The organism is Mesoterricola sp. MK458 (genome assembly GCF_055384935.1).
This window is the reverse complement of sequence record NZ_AP045075.1, coordinates 4,519,441-4,540,724: the sequence shown is the minus strand read 5'-3', so window position 1 is coordinate 4,540,724 and position 21,284 is coordinate 4,519,441. Positions and strand designations below refer to the sequence as shown.

Here is a 21,284-nt window from a genome sequence, read left to right as displayed (position 1 = left end):
GCCCCTACCGGCGCTTCCTCTGCATCTCGGCGATCTCGCCCACGGCCGAAACCGCGGCCTTGATGTGCTCCGGCGTGTTGAAGGGGCCGATGCCGAAACGCGCGGCGCCGTGGAGCTTGTCCGTGCCCAGGTGCTCGTGGACCATGGGGGTGCAGTGCAGGCCCGTGCGGCAGGCGATGTTGTAGTCCACGTCCAGCATCGTTCCGGTGTCGGCGGCCTCCATGCCGTCCACGTTGAAGGTGAGGACGCTGATGCGCTCCTTGCCGGCATCCTCCTGGCAGTAGAGGGTCACGCCCTCGATGGCCTTGAGGCCGTCCCGCAGCTGGCGCCACAGTTCCATCTCGTGGTGGTGGATCGCCCCCAGCCCATGGCGGTTCACCCAGTTGACCCCCGCGTTGAGGCCCGCGATGCCGGGGAGGTTGGGGGTGCCGTATTCCATGCGGTAGGGGTACTCGTCCAGGTGGTGGCGCTGGGCGCTGCGGACGCCGGTGCCCCCGGCGCGGGTGTGGCGGATCTCGACGCCCTCGCGCACGTACATGCCGCCGATCCCCATGGGGCCCATGAGGCTCTTGTGGCCCGTGAAGCAGATGATGTCCGCGCCCAGCTCGTCCATCTTCACCGGCACCATGCCCGCGGTCTGGCTCACGTCCAGGATGAAGAGGATGCCCCGCTCCTTGCAGGCGCGTCCCACGGCCGCCGCGTCCTGCACGGTGCCCAGCACGTTGCTGCCGTGGTTCATGACCACCGCCCGGGTGCCCTTCATCATTCGGGCGATGATCTTCCCGGGATCCACGTAGCCGTCGTCCTCGAAGTCCACCCAATCGACCTGGGTGCCGGCCTCCTGGAGGTGCCAGAGGGGACGCAGCGTGGCGTTGTGCTCCAGGTGGGTGGAGATGACGTGGTCGCCTTCGGAGATGGTGCCGAAGATCGCCAGGTTCAGGGCGTCCGTGGAGTTGTAGCCGAAAACAAGGCGGTTGGAATCGGTGCCGCCGAAGAAGGAGGTGAGCAGCTTGCGGGTGGTGTCGAGCAGGGTGCCGGCCTCGATGCACAGGTCGAAGCCGCTGCGGCCCGGGTTCACGCCGTAGGTGCGGTAGAACGAGTCCATGAATTCGTACACTTCCGGCGGCTTGGGGAAGGACGTGGCCCCATTGTCGAGGTACATCAGCCCCCCCGCGGGGGATTGGGCCTGGAAGGGGGAAAGGGGTTCGGTCTGGGTCATGGCTCACCTGTAAGGGGTTCGGTCACCAGGGCATCGGCCACCATTTCGGCGACCGTCTTGATCTTCACGTTCAGCTTGTATTCCTTGTTCAGTTCCGAGAGCTGGTCGATGCAGTTGTGGCAGGGCGCCACCACCACCTGGGCTTCCGAGTCGCGGATCTGCTGGGCTTTCATGCCGCCCGAGCTCATCCTGCGTTCCTTGTAGGCGCCCATGGCCAGCTGGCCTCCCCCGCCGCCGCAGCAGAAGTTCTCCGCGCGGTTCGGGGTCATTTCTCTGAAGTTGGAGACGGTGCGGCCCAGGATGCGCCGCTGCGGCTCCGAGATGCCGCCGTGGCGCACGAGGTTGCAGGGATCGTGGAGGGTGACGCGGCCGGTGTGCACCGCCGGGTCCACCCGGATCCGGCCCTGCTCCAGGTACTCGTCCATGACCTCCAGGAAGCTCCGCACCTTGAAGGGGTAGGCCCCCTGCAACCACTCGGGCCCTTCCCACCGCGCGCTGGCGAAGCCGTGCCCGCACTCGCCGATCACCAGCGTCTCGCAGCCCAGGCGCACCATGGCGTCCACCAGGCTCTGGGTGATCGTGCCCGCTTCCTTGTCGTTGCAGTTGAACAGGCCGTAGTTGGTCAGGTCCCACCCTTCCGAGGCCAGGGTCCAGTCCTCCCGGGCGGCCCAGAAAACCTTGGCGCTGGCCTGGAGGGAAAGGGGGAAGAACTTGGGCTCCCGGGGATTCACCGTGAACAGGATCTTCGCGCCGTGGCGGTCCATGGGCATTTCGGCCAGGGGATCGCCGGTCTCGGCGCGCAGCTCGTCCTGCAGCCAATCCACGGTCTCCACCCAGTCCTCCCGGGTGATGGCCATGTTGTTCCCGTGGCGCAGCGAGTTGTCCACGGTGGCCTGCAGGTCCGCGGGCACGAGGCCCATGGCCGTCAGGGCCGCCCGGGCCGCCTTGAACACCCGCGGCAGGTTGATGCCCACCGTGCAGTTCAGGGAGCAGCGCCCGCACAGGGAGCAGCGCCCGTAGACCGCGTCCAGCCAGGCCTTGGCCATGGCGTCGTCCAGGGCCGCGCCCTGGAGGCCCAGCTTCCCAAGCACCGTGGAATGCCGCCGGAACACCTGGGCGACGAGGTCCAGCTTGCGGGCCGGGACGTTCTCCAGCTGCGGGTCCATGCGGTAGTAGTGGCAGCTCTCGGCGCAGAGGCCGCAGTGCACGCACGCACTGAGGTGCGCGGCGTCCGCCTCGCCGAGCCGGGCCTGGAACACCTCAAGGCCCTTGCGGAAATCGATGGATTCACCCATGGACGCGCTCCTGGCCCACGGGGGGGAAGGTGCCCCGGCGCCCGAAAAAGGCCCCGAGATGGTATCGGCTGAGGAAGAAGAAGACGCAGTGGCGGATCTTGCCCAGGGGGATGTAGACCAGCAGGGCCGCCAGGGCCCAGGGCAGGAGGCGCGACGTGGCGGGAGCGCCCGCGGCCAGGGCGGCGAAACCCGTGGCCAGAAGGTTGGACACGAAGTCGTCGGCGTTGGAGAGCCCGCGCAGGTGGGGCTTGACGATCCGCTTCGCCAGCAGCGCGCAGCCCGCGACTGCCCCCAGGAGGGCCAGGGCCGAGAGGGCGCGGGACGGGATGAACACCCGGGCGAAGGCGGCGGCGATTCCGAGATGGTAGGCGATGCCGGCGGCGTAGGAGACCGGGTTCATGCGCACGCTCTCCTTCGCCCAGGGCAGCATGGCCCCCGTGAAGGCGTAGCGCACGCCGGCGGCGGGATCCCCCGCGGCCGGAGCGAACAGCGGCCTGCGCCCGCGGGCCCGGGCCCGCAGCACCTGCGCGCCCAGCAGGAGCGCGCACCAGATTCCGGCGGGAAGCGCGGGGTGCATGCCTACACGCAGCCGTCGGGCTTGGGCAGGCCCGCGAGCTTGCAGGCCCCCCGGGCCGGACCGCCCGGGAACAGCTCGTAGATCTGCTTGAGGGGCACCCCGGAACCCTTGCACACCTGGCGCACCATGGGGGCGGCCTCGTGCTCCAGGAAGTGGCCCCGGATGAACCGGATCACGGACCAGTGCTGGTCGTTGAGCGCCTCGAGGCCCTCCTCCTGCAGGGCCAGGGCCCGGGCCAGGTCCTCGTCCCAGACGCCGGGATCCAGCAGGAATCCCTCCTCGTTCAATTCCACCGCGGTTCCCTTGCACGTGACACTGGGCATGGCCTATCCTCCGGGTTCCATTTTGTGTGCACGTGTCGCATGATTGTGTGCATGACAATGTGGGTTCCTCACCTTCCCGATTCGGACCAGCCCGCCTACCTCGCCATCGCCGACGCCATCGGCGACGCCATCCGCCTGGGCCAGCTCCGGCCCGGGGACCAGCTCCCCACCCACCGCCTCCTGGCCGATCTCCTGGGTGTGAACGTGAGCACCGCCAGCCGCGCCTACCGCGAGGCCGCCCGCAGGCGCTACCTGGGGGGCGAAGTGGGCCGGGGCACCTACGTGCTGGGCGTGGCCTCCGAAGCCGCCCTGTTCGCCCTGCAGCAGAAGCCCCTTGGCGGCGTCATCGACCTCTCGGCCAACATCCCGCCGGTGGCCGCGGGCGACCCGGACCTGGCCGCGGCCCTGAGGCGCCTTGACGAGGGCGCCGCCGCGCGCCTCCTGCACTACCCCGGGGCCGGGGACACGCTGGCGCACCTGGACGCCGTCTCCCGCTGGGTGAAACGGCGCTCCGTGGAGGCCGCGCCCGAGGACCTCCTGGTCTGCGCCGGGGCCCAGCACGCCATGGACACGGCCATCTCCCTGTTCCCAGACGCCGAGGAGCTGGCCTGCGAAAGCCTGGTCTACCCCGGCCTCAAGGCCGCGGCCCGCCACTGGAAGCGCCGGCTCCACGCCCTGGCCATGGACGCCGACGGCATCCTCCCCAGCGCCTTCGAGGCCGCGTGCCGGGCCGGGATCCGCCTGGCGGTATTCTCCCCCACGCTCCACAACCCCACCACCGCCACCATGGGCCTGGAGCGGCGGCGCACCCTGGTGGCCATCGCCCGCAAGTGGGACGCCCTGATCATCGAGGAGGACGTCTACGGGATGCTCGGCGAGGACGCCCCCCCCGCCCTGGCGGCCCTGGCCCCGGAGCGGGTGGTCTACCTCACCGGGCTCTCCAAGACCGTGGCCCCGGGCCTGCGCCTGGGCTACCTGGTCTTCCCGCGCGGACAGCGGGCCCGCATGAAGGACGCGGAGCACCACACCAGCTGGTACGTGTCGCCCCTGGCCATGGCCCTGGCCACGCGGTGGATGGAGGACGGCACGGCGTGGCGCCGCCTCACGGCCCAGCGCAAGGAACTCGCCGCCCGGCACCGCATCGCCCGGGACCGGCTGGAAGGCCTCGCCTGGCGGGGCGAGCCCCACTGCCCCCACCTCTGGATTTCGGCCCCCCCCGGAGGGTCCGCGGCCTTCGCCCAGGCCGCGGCCGCCGCGGGGGTGGTGGTGGTGCCCGCGGGGGTCTTCGCCTCGGGCCGGCAGAACCCGGACGGCGTGCGCGTCTCCCTGGGGGCGGCCACGGACCGGGCCGCGCTGGCCGACGCCCTGGGGAGGCTGGCCGCCCTGGGCGGCCGCACCTGACCCTTTCCCGGCGATCTTCCTTGTCACAGGGGGGGCCTTTGGCGCACCCTAATCCGCAGCAACTGAATCCGGTTCTCAAAATGGCCGGATCCAAGCGCGAGGAGGCAACATGATCACCAAGCTCATCGGGGCAGCCACCCTGTTCAGTGCCGGCACCGTCCTCCTGACGGGGACCCCCACCATCGCCGCCACCCGCGTCGCCTCCCAGGGCGGCGGGGCCTCGGTCACCGCGGCCGGTTCCTGCGGCTCGGACGCCAAGAAGGACGCCACCAAGAAGGACGGCGCCGCCAAGGACAAGAAGGCCAAGAAAGACCACAAGGACGGTTCCTGCGGCAAGGACGGATCCTGCGGCAAAGACGGTTCCTGCGGCAAGGACCACAAGGCCAAGGAAAAGGACAGGAAGTAGCCCCGCCATGGAGCGGACCCCCTTCACCGGCGTCGGCCTGGGCCTGAGGCGTCCCCACATGGAGGCCGCGGCCCTGGACCCGGGACTGGGGGTCCCCTTCTGGGAGACCTGCCCCGAGAACCTCATCGGGGAGGGGGGACGCCACCACCGGTGGGCCATGGCCGTGCTGGACCGGGATCCCGTCCTCACCCACGGGCTCGCCATGTCCCTGGGGGGCTTCGACCCCTGGGACGCGGAGTACCTCCGGGACCTGGGCAGGTTCCTCGTGCGGGCGGACACCCCCTGGCACTCCGAGCACCTGTGCTTCACGGCCGTGGACGGCAGCCACCTGCACGACCTCCTCCCCCTGCCCTTCACCCGGGAGGCGGCGCGTCACGCCGTGCGCAGGGCCCGGGACCTGCAGGCGCGGCTCCCGGTGCCGCTGGCCCTCGAGAACATCACCTACTACGCGCCTTTGGGCCGGGGGGAGATGGATGAGGCCGCGTTCATCGCGGAGGTGCTGGAAGGCGCGGACGTGGGCTGGCTCCTGGACATCAACAACGTCTACGTCAACGCCCTCAACTTCGGCTTCGACCCCCGGGCCTGGCTGGCATCCATGCCCCTGCACCGGGTGGTGCAGATGCACATCGCCGGCCACCGGAAGATCGGCGCCCTCACCGTGGACACCCATGGCGCCCCGGTCATCGGGCCCGTGGCCGAGCTCATGCACTGGACCCTCCGGCGCATCGGCAGGCGGGTCCCGGTGCTCCTGGAGCGGGACAGCCACATCCCGGAGCTGGCCGAGCTCCTGGCGGAGCGCGAGGCGCTCCAGGCCGTCTACGACGAGGCCCTGGGGCCCGTCCATGCCTGAGTCCCGCACCCTGCATCTCCAGCGCTCCCTGGCCGCCCTGGTGCTGGACGCCCCCCCCCCCGCCGGAGAAGCCTTCGACGGGATGCGGGAGGGGCTCCTGGCCTACCGGGAACTGGCCCGGCCCAGCCTGGTGGACCCCCTGGAGTCCATGTTTCCCGTCACCCTGGCCCTGCTGGAGGAGGAGCACGCATGGACAGCCTGCGTGGACGCCTTCCTCGAGGCCCGCTGCGTCCCCAGCCCGCACCACCGGGACATCGCCCCGGCCTTCCTGGGGTGGCTGGCGCGCACCGGCTGGGGCCTGGACCGGTGGCCCTTCCTGCTGGAGCTGGTCCACTGGGAACTCCTGGAAACCCTCGTGTACCGGTTCGAGGACCTGCCGGCGCCGGAGGGCCTCGCGGCCTCGCCCGGGCCCGGGTCCCGGGTGGTGCTGGACGCCGCGGCGCAGCTGGTGTCCTACTCCCACGCCGTGCACCTCGCCTCGGAGGAGGCGCCCCGGCCGGCGCCTGGAATCGTCCATCTCCTGGCCTGCCGCGACCGGGAGGGCATCTACCAGGCCCTGGAACTGACCCCGGCCACGGCCTACCTGCTCAAGGAAGGCGCCTCCCGGCCCCTGGGCGAGGTGCTGGAGGACCTGGGCATCGCGGACGCCGGGCCCACCCTGGCCTTCCTGGAGGATTTGCTGGGGACGGGGGCCGTTGCGGGGTTTACGCTATCGGAACCATGACAGGCACCCCCGCCATCGAAGCGCAGCTGATCCGACGGGCCTCCCAGGGCGATTCGGAGGCCTTCGGCGACCTGGTGCGGCCCCACCTGAGCCTCTTCCACAACGGCATCAACCGCATCCTGGGCAACACCTCGGATACCCAGGACGCCCTGCAGGACGCGCTCATCGGGATCTTCCGGGACCTTCCCGGCTTCGAGGGCCGCAGCCGCTTCTCCAGCTGGGCCTACAAGGTCTGCATCAATTCGGCGCTCATGCACCGCCGCACCCGCAGCAGGAACCCGGAACCCGCGGACTTCCCGGGCCTGGGCCCCTTCGACGGGGACGGCCACCACCAGGAGCGGTACGGACCCGAGTGGCACGTGGAGGCCGAGGCCCACGGCCTCGTGGAGAAGCGGGAGCTCCGCGAATGCCTCCTGACCGCCCTGGACGACCTCCCCGACGGCCACCGGGCCGTCTTCGTCCTCAAGGACCTCGAGGACTGGGAGACCGCCGACATCGCCCGCCACCTCGGGCTGGAACCCGCCGCCGTGCGCCAGCGTCTGCACCGCGCCCGCGTCCTGGTCCAATCCCGCCTCCGAACCTTCGTCCAGGGAGGCCGCCCGTGAAGCTCTTGCCCACCTGCCGCGAGGTCCAGATCCTCGCCACCGAATACCGGGAAGGCTCCCTCCCCTTCGCCCAGCGCCTGGGCATCGCCCTCCATCTGGCCCTGTGCTGGGCATGCAGGGGCTTCATGAAGGGGCTGGAGGCCCTGCCGGGCCTCGGGAAGCGGGCCCTGAAACCGGAGCCTGAGGCGCCGCCGGAGGCCCTGGATGCCCTGGCCGGGGCCCTGGGGAAGATCCGCCGGTAGGCGGTGGCCCCTTTCGTGGACCGGCGAACGCCCTATTCGTATCGCAGGGCGTCGATCACATCGAGCCGCGACGCCTTCAGCGCCGGCAGGAACCCCGCCAGCACCCCCACCGTTCCACTGAAGCCCAGGCCCAGCGCCACGGCCCAGGTCTCCATCACCGCGGGCGTCGTGGTGGCGCTGCGCAGGATCCAAAGGGTCGCGCCGGCCAGGCCGATGCCGATGGCCCCGCCCAGGATGGACATCACCACGGCCTCCGCGAGGAACTGCAGCAGGATCGTGCGCCTCAGGGCCCCGATGGCGCGCCGGACGCCGATCTCCCGGGTGCGCTCGGTGACCGACACCAGCATGATGTTGGAAATGCCGATGCCCCCCACCACCAGGCTGATGGCCGCCGCCAGGGCCAGGAAGAGGGTCAGCACATCGGCCTGCTGGCTCATCATTTTCACCAGGTCGTCCTGCTTGCGGATGGTGAAGGGGGATTCGGCCCCGTCGGCCACGCGCAGGCGCTGGCGGAGCAGGGCCTTGATCTCGTCCTCGGCCAGCTGGGCCCGTCCCTCCTGCGCGCTCACCAGCAGGCTGGAGATCCGGTCGCGCCCCATGAGCTTGTGCATGACGGTGGTGTAGGGAGCGACGATGACGTCGTCCTGGTCGCCCATCATGCCGGCGCCCTTGGACTCCAGGAGGCCGACGATCTCGAAGGGAAGCTTGCCGATGCGGATGACCTGCCCGATGGGGTCCCCCCCGCCCGGAAAGAGGTTCTTCACGACGGTGGCGCCCACCACGCACACCTTGGCCTGGCCCTTCACTTCGGCCCGGGTGAAGACCCGCCCGTCCCGGAGCGTCCAGCCCTGGATGCGCGCGAAGCCCTCCCCTGCGCCCTGGATGCTGGTGAGGTAGTTGAAGCTCTGGAAGACCGCGGCCTGGGAGGTCCTCACCTGCGGCGTCGCGGCCACCACGCTGGTGGTGGAGAGCTCCCCCTCGATGAGGGCGGCATCCTCCTCCCGGAGCACCTCCACGCCGCCTGCGGCCATGGGGCCCATGCGGCTGTTGGCGGAACTCCCGCCGTTGAAGATGATGAGCGTGTTCGAGCCCATGTTCTGGATGACGGCCAGCGTGGCCTCCTTGGAGCCCGTGCCGATGCCGATCATCACGATGACCGACCCCACGCCGATGATGATCCCAAGCATGGTGAGGATGGCCCGGGACAGGTTGCGGGTGAGGGAGGCCAGGGCCAGACGGAAGAGTTCGCGGAGCTCCATGGCGGCCTCAGCGGGGAGGCGGCCCGCCCGGGCCACCCAGGGGAGAAGTCTTGGCGGGGGCCGCGGCGGCGGTCTCGGTGCCGGCGAGGACCGCCAGCCCCTCCCGGATCCCCTCCCCCGAAACCTCGGAGTGCGTGCTGCCCCCGGTGACGACCTTCACGGGAAGGGCCCGGGGGGCGCCGTTCTCCAGCACCCAGACCTTGTCCCCGGCCGGCGCGGACAGGCCGGCCGGATGGAAGCGCAGGGCCGCGTTGGGCACCCGCAGCACGTTCCGGCGGTCCGCCGTGAGGATGGCCACATTGGCCGTCATGCCCGGAAAGAGCGCCATTTCGCCGCGGTAGACCGGGCTTCCCGCGGGCGCGTAGCGGGAGGTGGCCGAACCCTGCACGGCCCGGCCCGCCCCGGCGGGGCGGGGCACGTTGGCCACTTCCATCACCACCGAATAGGTGACCACGTTGCTCGATACGGTGGGATTGAGCTGGACCTCGCTCACCGAGCCCTGGAAGGCCAGGCCCGGGTAGCTGTCCACGGTGAAGGTCACCGCCTGCCCCGCCTGGATGGACCCGATGTCGGCCTCGTCGATGGCCGCGGTCACCTTCATGCGGGAGAGGTCGTTGGCGATGGAAAAGAGGCTTGGGGTGCTGAAACTGGCCGCCACCGTCTGGCCCACGTCCACCACCCGGGACACCACCACGCCGTCCACGGGGGCCGTGATGGTGCAGTAGCCCAGGTTGATGCGGGCCTTGCGCAGGGAGGCCTGGGCCGACTCCAGGTTGCCCAGGGCCGTCTGGTAGGCGTTGGCCTTGGCGTCCAGGTCGGCGGCGGCAAGGAGCTTTTCCGCCGCCAGGCGCCGGTTCCGCTCCAGGTCGTCCTTGGCCAGCACGCAAGCGGATTGGGCCTTGCGCAGGTTGGCCAGGGCGTCGGCCACCAGGGTTTCGTTCACGGTGGCGTCGATGCGGGCCACCACCTGGCCCTTCCTCACGATGCTGTTGAAGTCCGCGTAGAGGCTGGTGACGACCCCGGAGACCTGGGTGCCCACCGACACCTGGACCAGGGCGTTCACGGTGCCCGTGGCCGTGACCTTCCGGTTCACGTCCCCCCGCTCCACCCGGGCGAAGCGCCACTGCGCGGGGGGCTTGGGCCGCATGGCCACCCAGGCGGCGCAGCCCGCAAGGGCCAAGGCAACGGGGATTCCCAGAAGGGCGGGGGTTCTCATGGCGGATTCCAAGGAGCGGGGAGGTGGAGGTCCTGCTGCTTGAGAATAGACAGGCGGAACCCGCCTCCGTCCTGCCCTGCCGCCGGATCGAGGGCCGCCGCCGCCGGACGGCTGGAATCCGCCGCCCGGCGTTCAGTAGGCCTGGTCGTGCACCCCCGCCACGGCCCGGCCGGAGGGGTCGGCGCGGTCCTTGAACGAGGGGTCCCACGCCAGCGCCGCCGCGGTGGAGCAGGCCACGCTGGCCTCGAAGGGAACGCAGTTCACGGCGGTGGCAGCGGGGAAGTGGGACTCGAAGAGCTGGCGGTAGAGGTAGGCCTCCTTGGTGAGCGGGGTCTTCACCGGGAACCGCTCGGCGGCCCCGCGCATCATGCCGTCGGTGACCTCGGCCTGGGCATGGGCCTTGAGGGCGTTGATCCAACCGTAGCCCACGCCGTCGGAGAACTGCTCCTTCTGGCGCCACAGGATCTCGTCGGGAAGCCAGCCGTCGAAGGCCTCGCGCAGGAGGTGCTTCTCGATGTTGCGGGGGGTGTTGCGGGGGATCTTGAGGGCCGGGTCGATCATCATGGCCACGTCCAGGAAGGCCCGGTCCAGGAAGGGGACCCGGGCCTCCACGCTCCAGGCCGCGGCGGACTTGTTGGCCCGGAGGCAGTCGTAGAGGTGCAGCTTGGAGAGCTTTTCCACCGTCTCCCCGTGCAGGGCCGGGCCCGAAGGCGCCTTGTGGAAGTACAGGTAGCCCCCGAAGATCTCGTCGGCCCCTTCCCCGCTCAGGACCATCTTGATGCCCATGGCGTGGATCTTGCGCATCATGAGGAACATGGGGGTGGAGGCCCGGATGGTGGTGATGTCGAAGGTCTCCAGGTGGTACACCACGTCCGACAGCGCGTCCAGGCCCTCCTGGACGGTGAAGTGGATCTCGTGGTGGATGGCGCCGATGTGCTCGGCCACCCTGCGCGCGGGGGCCAGGTCCGGCGCGTCCTTGAGGCCCACGGCGAAGGAGTGGATGCGGGGCCACCAGGCCGGTCCGCGGTCGTCCTCCTCCACCCGGTTCTCCCGGTAGCGGGCCGCGATGGCGGCGATGATGGACGAATCCACCCCGCCTGAGACGAGGACCCCGTAGGGCACGTCGCACATGAGCTGCCGGTGCACGGCCTCGGTGAGGGCGGTGCGCAGCGCCGCGGCGTCGGCGGGCCTCGACGGCACGAAGCCGGGCTCCGCCCATTTGGGCGCGTAGTACCGCTGGAACCCCTTGTCCTTTTCGTGCCCCTGGTAGAAGCATCCCGGCGGGAACTCCCGGATGCGCTCGCAGTGGCCCGCCAGGGCCTTGAGCTCCGAGGCCACGTAGAGGTTCTCCTGGCGGTCCCAGCCCAGGTAGAGGGGCACCACCCCCATGGGGTCCCGGGCGATGAGGTAGGTCCCGTTGCGGGGGTCGTGGAGCACGAACGCGAAGATCCCGTTCATGGCGTTGAGGAACGCCTTCGGGGACGCCTCGTCGTAGAGGTAGAGGATCACCTCGCAATCGGACTTGGTCCGGAAGTCGTGGCGCTCCCGCAGGCCCTTCCTCAGCTCCTGGTGGTTGTAGATCTCGCCGTTGACCGTGAGGACGTTGCCGGTGAGGCTGTCCACCAGCGGCTGGGCCCCGTGCTCCACGTCCACGATGGAGAGCCGCTCATGGGCCAGGATGGCGTGGTCGTCGCTGTGGATGCCGCTCCAGTCGGGCCCCCGGTGCCTGAGCTTGCGGGCCATGGAGAGGGCCTGCCTGCGGAGCTCGCCGGAATTGGACCGGGTGGGGTCGATGTCGAGGATGGCCAGGATGCCGCACATGGGAGGTCCTTTCGGATAAAAAAAGCCCCACGCGGGAACGTGGGGCGGAAGCGGGGACGATCCGGACGGATCACCAACTCCACCCCGGGGGCGGATTGCCGTTGGCCATCGTATTGGACGCGAAAGTCATGGTGGAAGTATTGGTCAAGGGGCACCCCCGGTCAAGCTAGGAAGAAGCGGTAGGCCGGGTTGTCCAGCTCGTCGGTCCACGCGTAGCCCAGCTCGTCCAGAAAGGCCCGGAAGGTCCCCTCGTCCTCCCTGGGCACGTCCATCCCGGCCAGCACCCGGCCCACGTCGGCACCGTGGTTGCGGTAGTGGAAGAGCGTGATGTTCCAGCCCCGGCTCATGCGCGTCAGGAAGCGCAGCAGCGCGCCGGGGCGCTCGGGAAACTCGAACCGGAAGACCCGCTCCAGCCCGGGATTGGGCGTGAAGCCCCAGGCCAGGTGGCGCAGGTGGAGCTTGGCCAGTTCGTTGCCGGTGAGATCCACCGCCACCAGGCCGTTGGCGCGGAAAAGGGTCATGAGCGCGTCCACCTCCCCGGGGCCCGACACCTGGATCCCCACGAAGATCCGGGCGCTGGACGGGTCCGAATAGCGGTAGTTGAACTCGGTGATGGCGCGGTTCCCCACGAGCTCGCAGAAGGCCCGGAAGCTGCCAGGGCGCTCCGGGATGACCACGCCGAACAGCGCCTCCCGCCGCTCCCCGGCCCCAGCCCGTTCCGCCACGAAACGCAGGCGATCGAAGTTCAGGTTTGCCCCGCTGAGGATGGCGGCCAGGTCCAGGCCCCCGCGCCCCTCGGCCCACCTGCGCAGCCCCGCCACCGACAGGGCGCCGCTGGGCTCGAGCACCGTGCGGTTCTCCGAGAAGACGTCCTTGATGGCCCCGCAGATCTCGTCGGTTCCGACGCGGACCACCTCGTCAACGCGGTCCCGGCAGAGGCGGAAGGGGAGATCGCCCACCTGGCGCACCGCCACCCCGTCCGCGAAGATCCCCGCGTGATCCAGCTTCACGGGCCGGCCCGCGGCCAGGGCCCGGGCCAGGCAGTCCGAATCCGCGGGCTCCACCCCGATCACGCGGATGGAGGGCTTCAGGCGCTTGATGCAGGTGGCCACCCCCGCGATGAGACCGCCTCCGCCCACCGGCACGAAGACGGCGTCCAGGCCCCGGGGACGCTGGCGGAGCATCTCCAGGCCCACCGTGCCCTGGCCGGCGACGACGTCCGGGTCGTCGTAGGGGTGGATGGGCGTGAGCCCCTCTTCCGCCAGGCGCCGGGCCTCCGCGGCGGCTTCGTCGAAGGTGTCGCCGTGGAGCCTCACCTCCCCGCCCAGGCGCCGCACCGCGTCCACCTTGATGGCCGGGGTCGTCAGGGGCATGACGATGACCGCGCGGCACCCCAGCTTCCCGGCGGCGAGGGCCACCCCCTGGGCGTGGTTTCCGGCCGAGGCCGCCACCACGCCCCGGTCCCGTTCGTCCTTCCCCAGCCTCGCCATCCGGGCATAGGCTCCCCGCAGCTTGAAGGAGAAGACGGGCTGCAGGTCCTCGCGCTTGAACCAGACCCGGTTGCCGAGGGCCGCGGACAGGAGCGGGGCGGCCTCCAGCGGGGATTCCACCGCCACGTCGTACACGGGAGCGGTGAGCATCCGGTCGAAGACCGCCTGGCCTTCGGACTCTAGGCTGCCTGGCATTTGAACCTCCGGGCGGCCTGGTCGAGGAAATCGCCGGCCAAGGGTGAGGCCCCCCGGGTACGGCGCCACGCCATCCGGATGTCCCGGCCGATGGGATGCGACTTCATGCGCGGCGCCACCAGGGTTCCGTCCTGGAGCTCCCGCTCCAGGCAGAGCCGGGGCAGAATGGCGATGCCGGCGCCCGCGGCCACGAAGCGCTTGATGGCCTCGAGGCTGGGGAGCTCCATGGCGATCCGGGGCGCGACCCCCTCCTGGCCGAACTGGTAGTCCAGGCGTTTGCGGCTGGGCGACGCCGCCGAGTGGGCCAGGAAGGGCTCGCCGGCGATCTGCTGGAAGCTCACCTGGGCGAACCGCGCGAAGGGGTGGCGCGGCGGAACCGCCAGCACCAGGTCGTCGCGGAAGAGGGCCTGGGTCTCCAGGTCCCGGTGACTGGGCGCGAAGGAGAGGAAGCCGAAGTCCAGGTCCTGGTCCAGGAGGGCCGAGGGGATGCCCGAGGCCGGGCACTGGGTCAGTTCGATCTTGGCGTGGGGGTGGTCCTGGCGGAAGGCCTCCAGGAGCGGCGGCAGGAGGTAGTCGCACAGGAGCCCGTTGGCCGCCAGGCGGAGCACCCCGCGCTGGCCGCTGCGGCGATCCGCCAGGGCCCGCACCGCGCCGTCCCACAGGTGGAGCATGCGCCCGGCGTAGGAGACCAGCGCCGCGCCGGCCCCCGTGAGCACCGCGCGCCGGGAGGTGCGGTCCAGGAGCTGCAGCCCGAAGGTCTCCTCCAGGCGCCGGATGGCCTGGCTCACGGCGGGCTGGGAGCGGTGGAGTTTCACGGCGGCGCGGGAGAAGCTCCCCTCCTCGGCGAGGCACACCAGGATCTCAAGATCGGACAGGTTCATGGGGAGCTCCGGAAACGAAAAAGCCCCGCGACCTTTTGGGGTGCGGGGCGGAAGGGGTGAATCGATTCTGCTGGCTAGATGGCCCCCGCCCCGTGGTCAATAATTACGACCACCGACAGGTTGTTAAGGGCGAGGACGGTCCCCAGCGCGCGGATGCCGGCCGTTCCGGCGGGGCCGGAGGCGGGGGCGGAAGTGCGGCGCGAGGTCATCATTGACTCCCACTAGAAACAGGGATCCGGGGGGATGTCAAGGGATCCGTCCCACAGGACCCGGCGATCTGATATATTAGATATCAGATTCCTTGGGAGACGCCCATGCCCGGTTCCAAGCCCTTCGCGGAGCGCCGCAACCGCCTCAAGGCGCAGGTTTCGTCGGGCATCCTGCTCCTCCTCGGCAACGAGGAGAGCCCCATGAACTACGCCGACAACCCCTTCCCGTTCCGCCAGGACAGCACCTTCCTCTACTTCACGGGCGTGGACCGCCCGGGCTTCGCGGCCGTCCTGGACCTGGACGAGGACACCGCCACCCTCTTCGGGGACGACGCCACCCTGGACGACCTCGTGTGGATGGGGCCCCAGCCCGCCGTGCGGGACCTCGCCGACGCCGCGGGCATCGCCCGCACCGCCCCCGCGGCGGCCCTGAAGGAGCATCTCTGCCGGGCCCAGGCATCGGGGCGCCCCCTGCACCTCCTGCCGCCGTACCGGGCCGAACACCGGCTCCGGATCCTGGAGGCCCTGGGCCCCGGGGCCCCGCAGCCCTCGGCGGCCTTCATCCGCGCCGTGGCCGAATTGCGCATCCGGAAGTCCCCCGCGGAGATCGAGGAGATCGAACGCGCCGTCGCCACCTCGGTGCGCATGCACCTGGAGGCCATGGCCATGGCCCGCCCCGGGATGCGGGAGGCCGAGATCATGGGCCGCGTCACGGAGATCGCCCTGGCCGGGGGCGGCGGGCTCTCCTTTCCCGTCATCGCCACGGTCCGGGGCGGCGTGCTGCACAACCACCACTATGGGAACACCCTGGAGAGCGGCCAGCTCTTCCTCCTGGACGCGGGCGCCGAGACGGCGGCCCACTATGCCGGGGACCTGTCCAGCACCTTCCCCGTGGACCGCACGTTCACCCCGCGCCAGCGGGACATCCACGACGTGGTCCTGGAAGCCTTCCTGGCCGCGGAAGGGGCCCTGCGGCCGGGGACGGATTTCAAGGACATCCACCTGCTTGCGTGCCGAACCCTCGCGGCCGGGCTCAAGGACCTGGGCCTGATGAAGGGCGACGTGGCCGACGCCGTGGACCAGGGCGCCCACGCGCTCTTCTTCCCCTGCGGCCTGGGACACCTCATGGGCCTGGACGTGCACGACATGGAGAACCTGGGCGAAGGGTTGGTGGGCCACGAGGGCCGGCCCCGCAGCACCCAGTTCGGCCTGAAGTCCCTGCGCCTGGCCCGTCCCCTCCAGGAAGGGTTCGTCCTCACCGTCGAGCCCGGCATCTACTTCATCCCCGAACTGGCCCGGCGCTGGCGGTCCGAGGGGCGCTTCACCGACTTCATCGACTACGATGCCCTGGAGGCCTACGAGGGCTTCGGCGGTCTGCGCATCGAGGAGGACTTCCTGGTGACCGCGACGGGGGCCCGGCGCCTGGGCCCGCCCAAGCCCCGCACCGCCCTCGAGATCGAAGCGGCCCGGGGTTGACCATGGCGATCGTCGCGAAGTCCCTGCGCGAGCAGGTCTACGACCACCTGAAGGCCGAGCTCAAGTCCGGCGCGCTGACCAGCACGGCCTTCCTGGACCTCAACCGCCTGGCCGCGGAGCTGGGCGTGAGCCGCACCCCCCTCCGGGACGCCCTCATCCAGCTCGAGGCCGAGGAGTTCGTCACCATCTCCCCGCGCCGGGGGGTGTCGGTGCGCACCCTGGACGCCGCGGACATCAGGGAGATCTACCAGCTGGTGGGGGCCCTGGAGGCCAGCGCCCTGCTGGCCTCGGCGCCCCTGGCCCCGGGGGACCTCGCCCGGCTCCGGGATTTGGACCGCCGGGCCCTGGCGGCCGTGAAGGCCGGAGACTGGCACGCCTATTACGAACACAACTACGCCTTCCACGACTTCTTCCTGGAGCGGCTGGGGAACGGGCGCATCACGGCCCTGGTCCACCTGAAGAAGCAGCAGCTCTACGACTGGAACCGGAAGTTCGAGCGGATCCACGCCAACTGGGAGAATAGCGGCCTGCGCGAGCACGAGGCGATGCTCGACCTCCTGGAGGCGGGCAGGTTCGCCGATGCGGCCGCCTACCTGCGGGACGTGCATTGGGGCTTCAACGTGCAGGAGGCCTTCGTGAACCAGGTCTATTTCCAGGAGCGCGCGTGAAGGGACGGGTCTTCAACCTCCAGCGCTTCTCCCTCCACGACGGGCCCGGGCTTCGCACCACCGTCTTCATGAAGGGCTGCCCCCTGAACTGCGCCTGGTGCCACAACCCCGAGAGCCAGTCCCCCGCCATGGAAGCGGCGCTGCAGGAGGGCCTGTGCATCCGCTGCGGGACCTGCGGCGGCCTCCGGGACGAGGCCGCGGCCGAGGCCTGCCCCACCGGCGCGCGCCGGATGCTGGGCCGGGACGTGGAGGTGGAGGAACTGGTGGAGGAGGTGCTGCGGGACCGCATCTTCTTCGACGAGTCCGGCGGCGGCGTCACCTTCTCCGGCGGCGAACCCCTGGTCCAGGCCCCCTTCGTGGGGCGGGCCATGGATGCGCTGCGGGCCCGGGGCGTGCACACCGCCCTGGACACCTGCGGCCTGCCCGCGGAGCGCCTCCTGGAAACCGCGGCCCGGGCCGACCTCGTCCTCTTCGACCTCAAGCACATGGACGGTCCCCTCCATCGCCGGTGGACAGGCGTGGACAACGGGGAGATCCTCGCGGGCCTGGCGGCCCTGGCCCGCGCCCACGGGAACGTCCGGGTCCGGGTGCCGGTGGTGCCGGGGGTCAACGACGACGATGCGAACCTGGAAGCCACGGCCCGGTTCGTGGCCACCCTTCCCGGCGCCGCGGTGGACCTCCTGCCCTACCACGGCACGGGCGCCGCGAAATTCGCGCGCCTGGGCAGGTCCTACGCCCTGGACGGCGTACAGCCCCCTTCCCCCGGGCGCATGCGGGAGCTGGCGGGGCGCTTCGGGAACCACGGCATCAAGGTTGGAGGTCTGCCATGAACGAACGCACCGCGAGGCTCCGCCAGGAAAGCCTGGACGCCGTCCCCTCCCTTAGCCCCGAACGGGCCCAGCTGGTAACCGCCTTCCACCGGGAGCACCTGGGCCGGCACGCCGTGCCGGTCATGCGGGCCCTCGCCTTCGAGCACCTGTGCCGCCACAAGACGGTGTGGATCGGCGAAGGGGAGCTGATCGTGGGCGAGCGCGGACCCCGGCCCAAGGCGGTGCCCACTTACCCCGAGCTCACCTGCCATTCCGTGGAGGACCTGCGCATCCTCGACTCCCGCCCCATGACCCGGTACCGGGTGGACGAGGCCATGATCCGCGTCTACGAGCAGGAGATCATCCCCTACTGGCGCGACCGGAGCCTGAGGGACCAGATCTGGGCCGCGCTGCCCCCCGAGTGGCACGGCGCCTACGAGGCCGGGGTCTTCACCGAGTTCATGGAGCAGCGGGCGCCGGGGCACACCGTGCTGGACGGCAAGATCTACTCCCGGGGCCTGCGGGATTTCCAGGAGGACATCCGCCGGAGCGTCGCCGCCCTGGATTTCGAGCGGGACCCCGCGGCCGTGGACAAGCGCGCCCAGCTGGAGGCCATGGGCATCTCCTGCGACGCCCTCATCCTGCTTGCGGAGCGCCACGCCCTTGAGGCCGAGCGCCAGGCCGCGGAATGCGACCCGCGGCGGCGGGAGGAGCTCCTGCGGGTGGCCGCGGTGTGCCGCCGCGTGCCGGCCCAGGCGCCCCGGGATTTCCAGGAGGCGCTGCAGTACTACTGGTTCTGCCACCAGGGCGTGATCACCGAGCTCAACGGGTGGGACGCCTTCAGCCCCGGGCACCTGGACCAGCACCTCCTGCCCTTCTACCGGGCCGGCCTGCGGGACGGAAGCCTCACCCGGGAGGGCGCGCGCGAGCTGCTGGAATGCTTCTTCGTGAAGTTCAACAACCACACCGCCCCTCCCAAGGTGGGCGTCACGGCGGCGGAAAGCGGCACCTACACCGACTTCGCCAACCTCAACCTGGCCGGGCTCCTTCCCGACGGCAGCGACGGCAGCAACGAAGTCACGGAGCTCCTGCTGGAGATCATCGAGGACATGCACCTCCTGCAGCCCAGCAGCAACATGCAGGTGTCCCGCAAGACGCCCGACGCCGTGCTCAAGGGCGCCCTGCGGGTGATCCGCCGCGGCTACGGCTTCCCGTCGCTCTTCAACGCCGACGCGGTGGTGGAGGAGCAGCTTCGCCAGGGCAAGTCCCTGGAGGACGCCCGGGAGGGCGGGTGCTCCGGCTGCGTGGAGGTGGGCGCCTTCGGCAAGGAGGCCTACATCCTCACCGGCTACTTCAACCTGCCCAAGATGCTCGAGCTGGCCCTGCGCGACGGAATGGACCTCCGCACCGGGAAGCCCCTGGGGCCCCGCACCGGCAACCCCGCCACCTGCGAGGAGGTCCTGGCCGCCTTCGAAGCCCAGACGCGCCATTTCCTGGACATCAAGATCCGCGGCAACCAGCTCATCGAGCGGATCTACGCCACGCGCATGCCCGCGCCCTTCCTGTCGGTGCTCACCGACGACTGCGTCAAACGGGGCCTGGACTACAACGCGGGCGGCGCGCGGTACAACAACACCTTCATCCAGGCCGTGGGCATCGGCACCCTCACCGACAGCCTCGCCGCCATCCGGACCCTGGGCCCTGAGGCCATGCCCGGGCTCCTCGCGGCCCTGGACGCGGACTTCGCCGGCGAGGAGGCCCTGCGCCAGCGCCTCCTCAACCGGATGCCGAAATACGGCAACGACGATCCCGCCGCGGACGACCTCATGGTGCGTGTCTTCGGCTTCCTCTTCCGCGCCGTGGACGGCCGCCCCAACGGCAAGGGCGGGGCCTACCGCCTGGAGATGCTGCCCACCACCTGCCACGTGTACTTCGGCCAGGTGTGCCTGGCGTCGGCCGACGGCAGGAAGGCCGGGGAGCCCGTTTCCGAGGGCATCTCCCCCGTGCAGGGCGCGGACCGCTCCGGTCCCACCGCCGTCCTGCGCTCCGCCGGAAAGATGGACCACGTGAAGACCGGCGGCACCCTCCTCAACATGAAGTTCACCCCGGGCCTCCTGGCCGGCGAGGACGGCATCGACCGCCTCCACCACCTGGTGCGCTCCTACTTCAAGATGGACGGCCACCACGTCCAGTTCAACGTGGTGACCGCCCAGACCCTGCGCGAGGCCCAGGCCGACCCCGGCGGCCACCGGGACCTCATCGTGCGGGTGGCGGGGTACTCGGACTACTTCTGCGACCTGTCACGGGAGCTGCAGGACGAGATCATCCACCGGACCGAGCACCTGGAGTACTGACGGGGCCTACGCGCCGGTCACCCAGTTCCGGAACCTGGGCAGCACCACCTTCGGCGCGAAGCGGGCCTGGCAGGCCTTCAGGGCCATCACCCGCATCTGGTCGGCCTCGGCGTCCGTGCTCCGGAACACGGTGCACAGCGTCTCGGCCAGGGCCACGGGGGCGTGGGGCGGAACGCACCAGCCGTAGCGGCCGCCGCCTAGCACCTCCTCGGGGCCGCCGTGGTCGGGGCCGATGAGGAGGAGGCCCGCCGCGGCGGCCTCGGGGAAGACCATGCCGAACGGCTCGTCCCAGGGCACCAGGGCGAACACGTCGCAGGCCTGGCGCAGGGCCCTCAGGTCGGCGTCCGGGAGGAAGCCGTGGAAGGTCACGGCCTCGGCAAGATCCAGTTCCTCCACCAGGGCCTGGAGCCCCTCGAGCGACTCGCCCTTGCCCACCACGTGAAGGCGGGCCCTGGGGCCCAGGTGCGGCCTCGCCAGGCGGAAGGCCCGGATCACGGTGTCCACGTTCTTCATGAATTCCAGGCGGGTCTGCACCAAGACCTGGAGCCCGTCCCGGTTGATGCCGGCGCGGTGCGGCTGGGGGTCCATGGGGACCACCGGGTAGTGGACCTCGGCCCGGAGCCCGGGGTACACCCTGGCCACGCTGTCGCGCGTGTACGAGCTGTTGGCGGCGATCCCGTCCAGTTCCGAGATCCCGGCCCGGTCGAAGATCACCCCCTGCCTCCAGGCGCGGTTGTTGGCCGTTTCCCTGGCGATCTGGCGGTGGAGGTTCCCGGCGAGTTCGGGCTGGGAGCCCAGGAGCCCGGCCTGGGACGCCTCGGCGAGGTACGGGCTCGTCTGCCGGGGGTAAAGGGTGCGGGGAGGCTCGTGGCAGTACCAGAGCTTCCGGGCCCGGATCCCGCAGGCGCCCAGCACCGCCGGCGCGGGGTGGTTGTGGGCCAGCACCACGTCGGGGGCCAGCCTGCGGAGCACCGCCTCCACGCGCCTGGCCCGGTGGCGCATCTGCGCCCCCCGGTCGAAGGCGAACGGTAGGTCCGTCCAGTGGCGCTTGGGCACCACATGCACCGGAATGTCCTCCATGGCCTCCTTCCAGTTGGAGGGATCAAAGGCGAAGGTGAGGACCTGCACGTCCACCCCGGCCCGCGCCAGGTCCCGGGCCTGCACCGCGGCCAGGGTCTCCGCCCCGCCCCGCGCCTGGAACCCTCTGTGGAGAATGACAACCCGCATTCGATGTCTCCCGGTGGAACCCCATTGTGCCCGCACA

At 70.7% G+C, this 21,284-nt stretch carries 21 protein-coding genes; 10 read left to right on the top strand and 11 right to left on the bottom strand.

Going from position 1 to position 21,284, the window contains the following annotated elements; translation table 11 throughout:
* Positions 1-4 precede the first annotated feature (4 nt).
* The 4 genes from ACZ5LB_RS19815 to ACZ5LB_RS19800 are packed head-to-tail and all read right to left on the bottom strand — an operon-like array spanning position 5 to position 3,414.
* On the bottom strand, positions 5-1,219 hold the full coding sequence (locus ACZ5LB_RS19815) for an aminotransferase class V-fold PLP-dependent enzyme (protein ID WP_464603933.1): 1,215 nt from the start codon (positions 1,217-1,219) through the stop codon (positions 5-7).
* Complete coding sequence (locus ACZ5LB_RS19810) at positions 1,216-2,514, bottom strand: (Fe-S)-binding protein (RefSeq protein ID WP_464603932.1); 1,299 nt, start codon at positions 2,512-2,514, stop codon at positions 1,216-1,218. The genes ACZ5LB_RS19815 and ACZ5LB_RS19810 overlap by 4 nt, the downstream gene beginning before the upstream one ends.
* Positions 2,507-3,091 (bottom strand): hypothetical protein, encoded by a 585-nt coding sequence (locus ACZ5LB_RS19805; RefSeq protein WP_464603931.1) that lies wholly within the window; start codon positions 3,089-3,091, stop codon positions 2,507-2,509. Before ACZ5LB_RS19805 ends, ACZ5LB_RS19810 begins: the two co-directional genes overlap by 8 nt.
* A 2-nt stretch (positions 3,092-3,093) precedes the next feature.
* A complete protein-coding gene (locus tag ACZ5LB_RS19800) occupies positions 3,094-3,414 on the bottom strand; it encodes a TusE/DsrC/DsvC family sulfur relay protein (protein ID WP_464603930.1) in 321 nt (106 codons plus the stop codon).
* A gap of 51 nt (positions 3,415-3,465) precedes the next feature.
* Here ACZ5LB_RS19800 and ACZ5LB_RS19795 point away from each other — a divergent pair, with 51 nt between their 5' ends.
* The 6 genes from ACZ5LB_RS19795 (at position 3,466) to ACZ5LB_RS19770 (ending at position 7,642) form a co-directional block, all read left to right on the top strand.
* Complete coding sequence (locus ACZ5LB_RS19795) at positions 3,466-4,815, top strand: aminotransferase-like domain-containing protein (RefSeq protein ID WP_464603929.1); 1,350 nt, start codon at positions 3,466-3,468, stop codon at positions 4,813-4,815.
* A 109-nt stretch (positions 4,816-4,924) separates the two neighbouring features.
* Entirely contained in the window at positions 4,925-5,221 is a 297-nt protein-coding gene (locus ACZ5LB_RS19790) for a hypothetical protein (protein WP_464603928.1), read from the top strand.
* Positions 5,222-5,228: 7 nt separating this feature from the next.
* Positions 5,229-6,071 carry an MbnB/TglH/ChrH family RiPP precursor modification enzyme gene (locus tag ACZ5LB_RS19785; protein WP_464603927.1) on the top strand — a complete coding sequence of 281 codons (843 nt, stop codon included), beginning with the start codon at positions 5,229-5,231 and terminating at the stop codon, positions 6,069-6,071.
* Positions 6,064-6,795, top strand: a complete 732-nt coding sequence (locus ACZ5LB_RS19780; RefSeq protein WP_464603926.1) for an HvfC/BufC family peptide modification chaperone — start codon at positions 6,064-6,066, stop codon at positions 6,793-6,795. Before ACZ5LB_RS19785 ends, ACZ5LB_RS19780 begins: the two co-directional genes overlap by 8 nt.
* Entirely contained in the window at positions 6,792-7,400 is a 609-nt protein-coding gene (locus ACZ5LB_RS19775; protein ID WP_464603925.1) for an RNA polymerase sigma factor, read from the top strand. The genes ACZ5LB_RS19780 and ACZ5LB_RS19775 overlap by 4 nt, the downstream gene beginning before the upstream one ends.
* Positions 7,397-7,642: a cupin domain-containing protein gene (locus ACZ5LB_RS19770; protein ID WP_464603924.1), complete on the top strand. Its 246-nt coding sequence runs from the start codon at positions 7,397-7,399 to the stop codon at positions 7,640-7,642. Before ACZ5LB_RS19775 ends, ACZ5LB_RS19770 begins: the two co-directional genes overlap by 4 nt.
* Before the next feature lie 32 nt (positions 7,643-7,674).
* Here the strand turns inward: ACZ5LB_RS19770 and ACZ5LB_RS19765 are convergent, their stop codons facing one another.
* From ACZ5LB_RS19765 to ACZ5LB_RS19740, 6 genes are all read right to left on the bottom strand, one after another.
* Positions 7,675-8,901, bottom strand: a complete 1,227-nt coding sequence (locus ACZ5LB_RS19765) for an ABC transporter permease (RefSeq protein WP_464603923.1) — start codon at positions 8,899-8,901, stop codon at positions 7,675-7,677.
* Positions 8,902-8,908: 7 nt separating this feature from the next.
* Positions 8,909-10,117 carry an efflux RND transporter periplasmic adaptor subunit gene (locus ACZ5LB_RS19760; protein WP_464603922.1) on the bottom strand — a complete coding sequence of 403 codons (1,209 nt, stop codon included), beginning with the start codon at positions 10,115-10,117 and terminating at the stop codon, positions 8,909-8,911.
* Between the two features lie 132 nt (positions 10,118-10,249).
* Entirely contained in the window at positions 10,250-11,938 is a 1,689-nt protein-coding gene (gene asnB, locus ACZ5LB_RS19755; RefSeq protein ID WP_464603921.1) for an asparagine synthase B, read from the bottom strand.
* A gap of 161 nt (positions 11,939-12,099) precedes the next feature.
* The gene (gene ilvA / locus ACZ5LB_RS19750; RefSeq protein ID WP_464603920.1) at positions 12,100-13,623 is read right to left on the bottom strand and encodes a threonine ammonia-lyase, biosynthetic; all 1,524 of its coding nucleotides are present in this window, start codon (positions 13,621-13,623) and stop codon (positions 12,100-12,102) included.
* Positions 13,608-14,504 carry a LysR family transcriptional regulator gene (locus tag ACZ5LB_RS19745; RefSeq protein ID WP_464603919.1) on the bottom strand — a complete coding sequence of 299 codons (897 nt, stop codon included), beginning with the start codon at positions 14,502-14,504 and terminating at the stop codon, positions 13,608-13,610. Before ACZ5LB_RS19745 ends, ilvA begins: the two co-directional genes overlap by 16 nt.
* A 74-nt stretch (positions 14,505-14,578) precedes the next feature.
* Complete coding sequence (locus ACZ5LB_RS19740; protein WP_464603918.1) at positions 14,579-14,713, bottom strand: hypothetical protein; 135 nt, start codon at positions 14,711-14,713, stop codon at positions 14,579-14,581.
* A 105-nt stretch (positions 14,714-14,818) separates the two neighbouring features.
* On the opposite strand from ACZ5LB_RS19740, the gene ACZ5LB_RS19735 reads away from it, so the two are divergent.
* The 4 genes from ACZ5LB_RS19735 to hypD are packed head-to-tail and all read left to right on the top strand — an operon-like array spanning position 14,819 to position 20,020.
* A complete protein-coding gene (locus ACZ5LB_RS19735) occupies positions 14,819-16,189 on the top strand; it encodes an aminopeptidase P family protein (protein ID WP_464603917.1) in 1,371 nt (456 codons plus the stop codon).
* Between the two features lie 2 nt (positions 16,190-16,191).
* Positions 16,192-16,857, top strand: a complete 666-nt coding sequence (locus ACZ5LB_RS19730; RefSeq protein WP_464603916.1) for a GntR family transcriptional regulator — start codon at positions 16,192-16,194, stop codon at positions 16,855-16,857.
* Positions 16,854-17,687, top strand: coding sequence for a glycyl-radical enzyme activating protein (locus ACZ5LB_RS19725; RefSeq protein WP_464603915.1), 834 nt, complete (start codon positions 16,854-16,856; stop codon positions 17,685-17,687). Before ACZ5LB_RS19730 ends, ACZ5LB_RS19725 begins: the two co-directional genes overlap by 4 nt.
* Positions 17,684-20,020, top strand: a complete 2,337-nt coding sequence (gene hypD / locus ACZ5LB_RS19720) for a trans-4-hydroxy-L-proline dehydratase (RefSeq protein WP_464603914.1) — start codon at positions 17,684-17,686, stop codon at positions 20,018-20,020. Before ACZ5LB_RS19725 ends, hypD begins: the two co-directional genes overlap by 4 nt.
* A 6-nt stretch (positions 20,021-20,026) precedes the next feature.
* Here hypD and ACZ5LB_RS19715 read toward each other — a convergent pair whose 3' ends face one another.
* Positions 20,027-21,247 (bottom strand): glycosyltransferase family 4 protein, encoded by a 1,221-nt coding sequence (locus ACZ5LB_RS19715; protein WP_464603913.1) that lies wholly within the window; start codon positions 21,245-21,247, stop codon positions 20,027-20,029.
* Between the last annotated feature and the right edge of the window lie 37 nt (positions 21,248-21,284).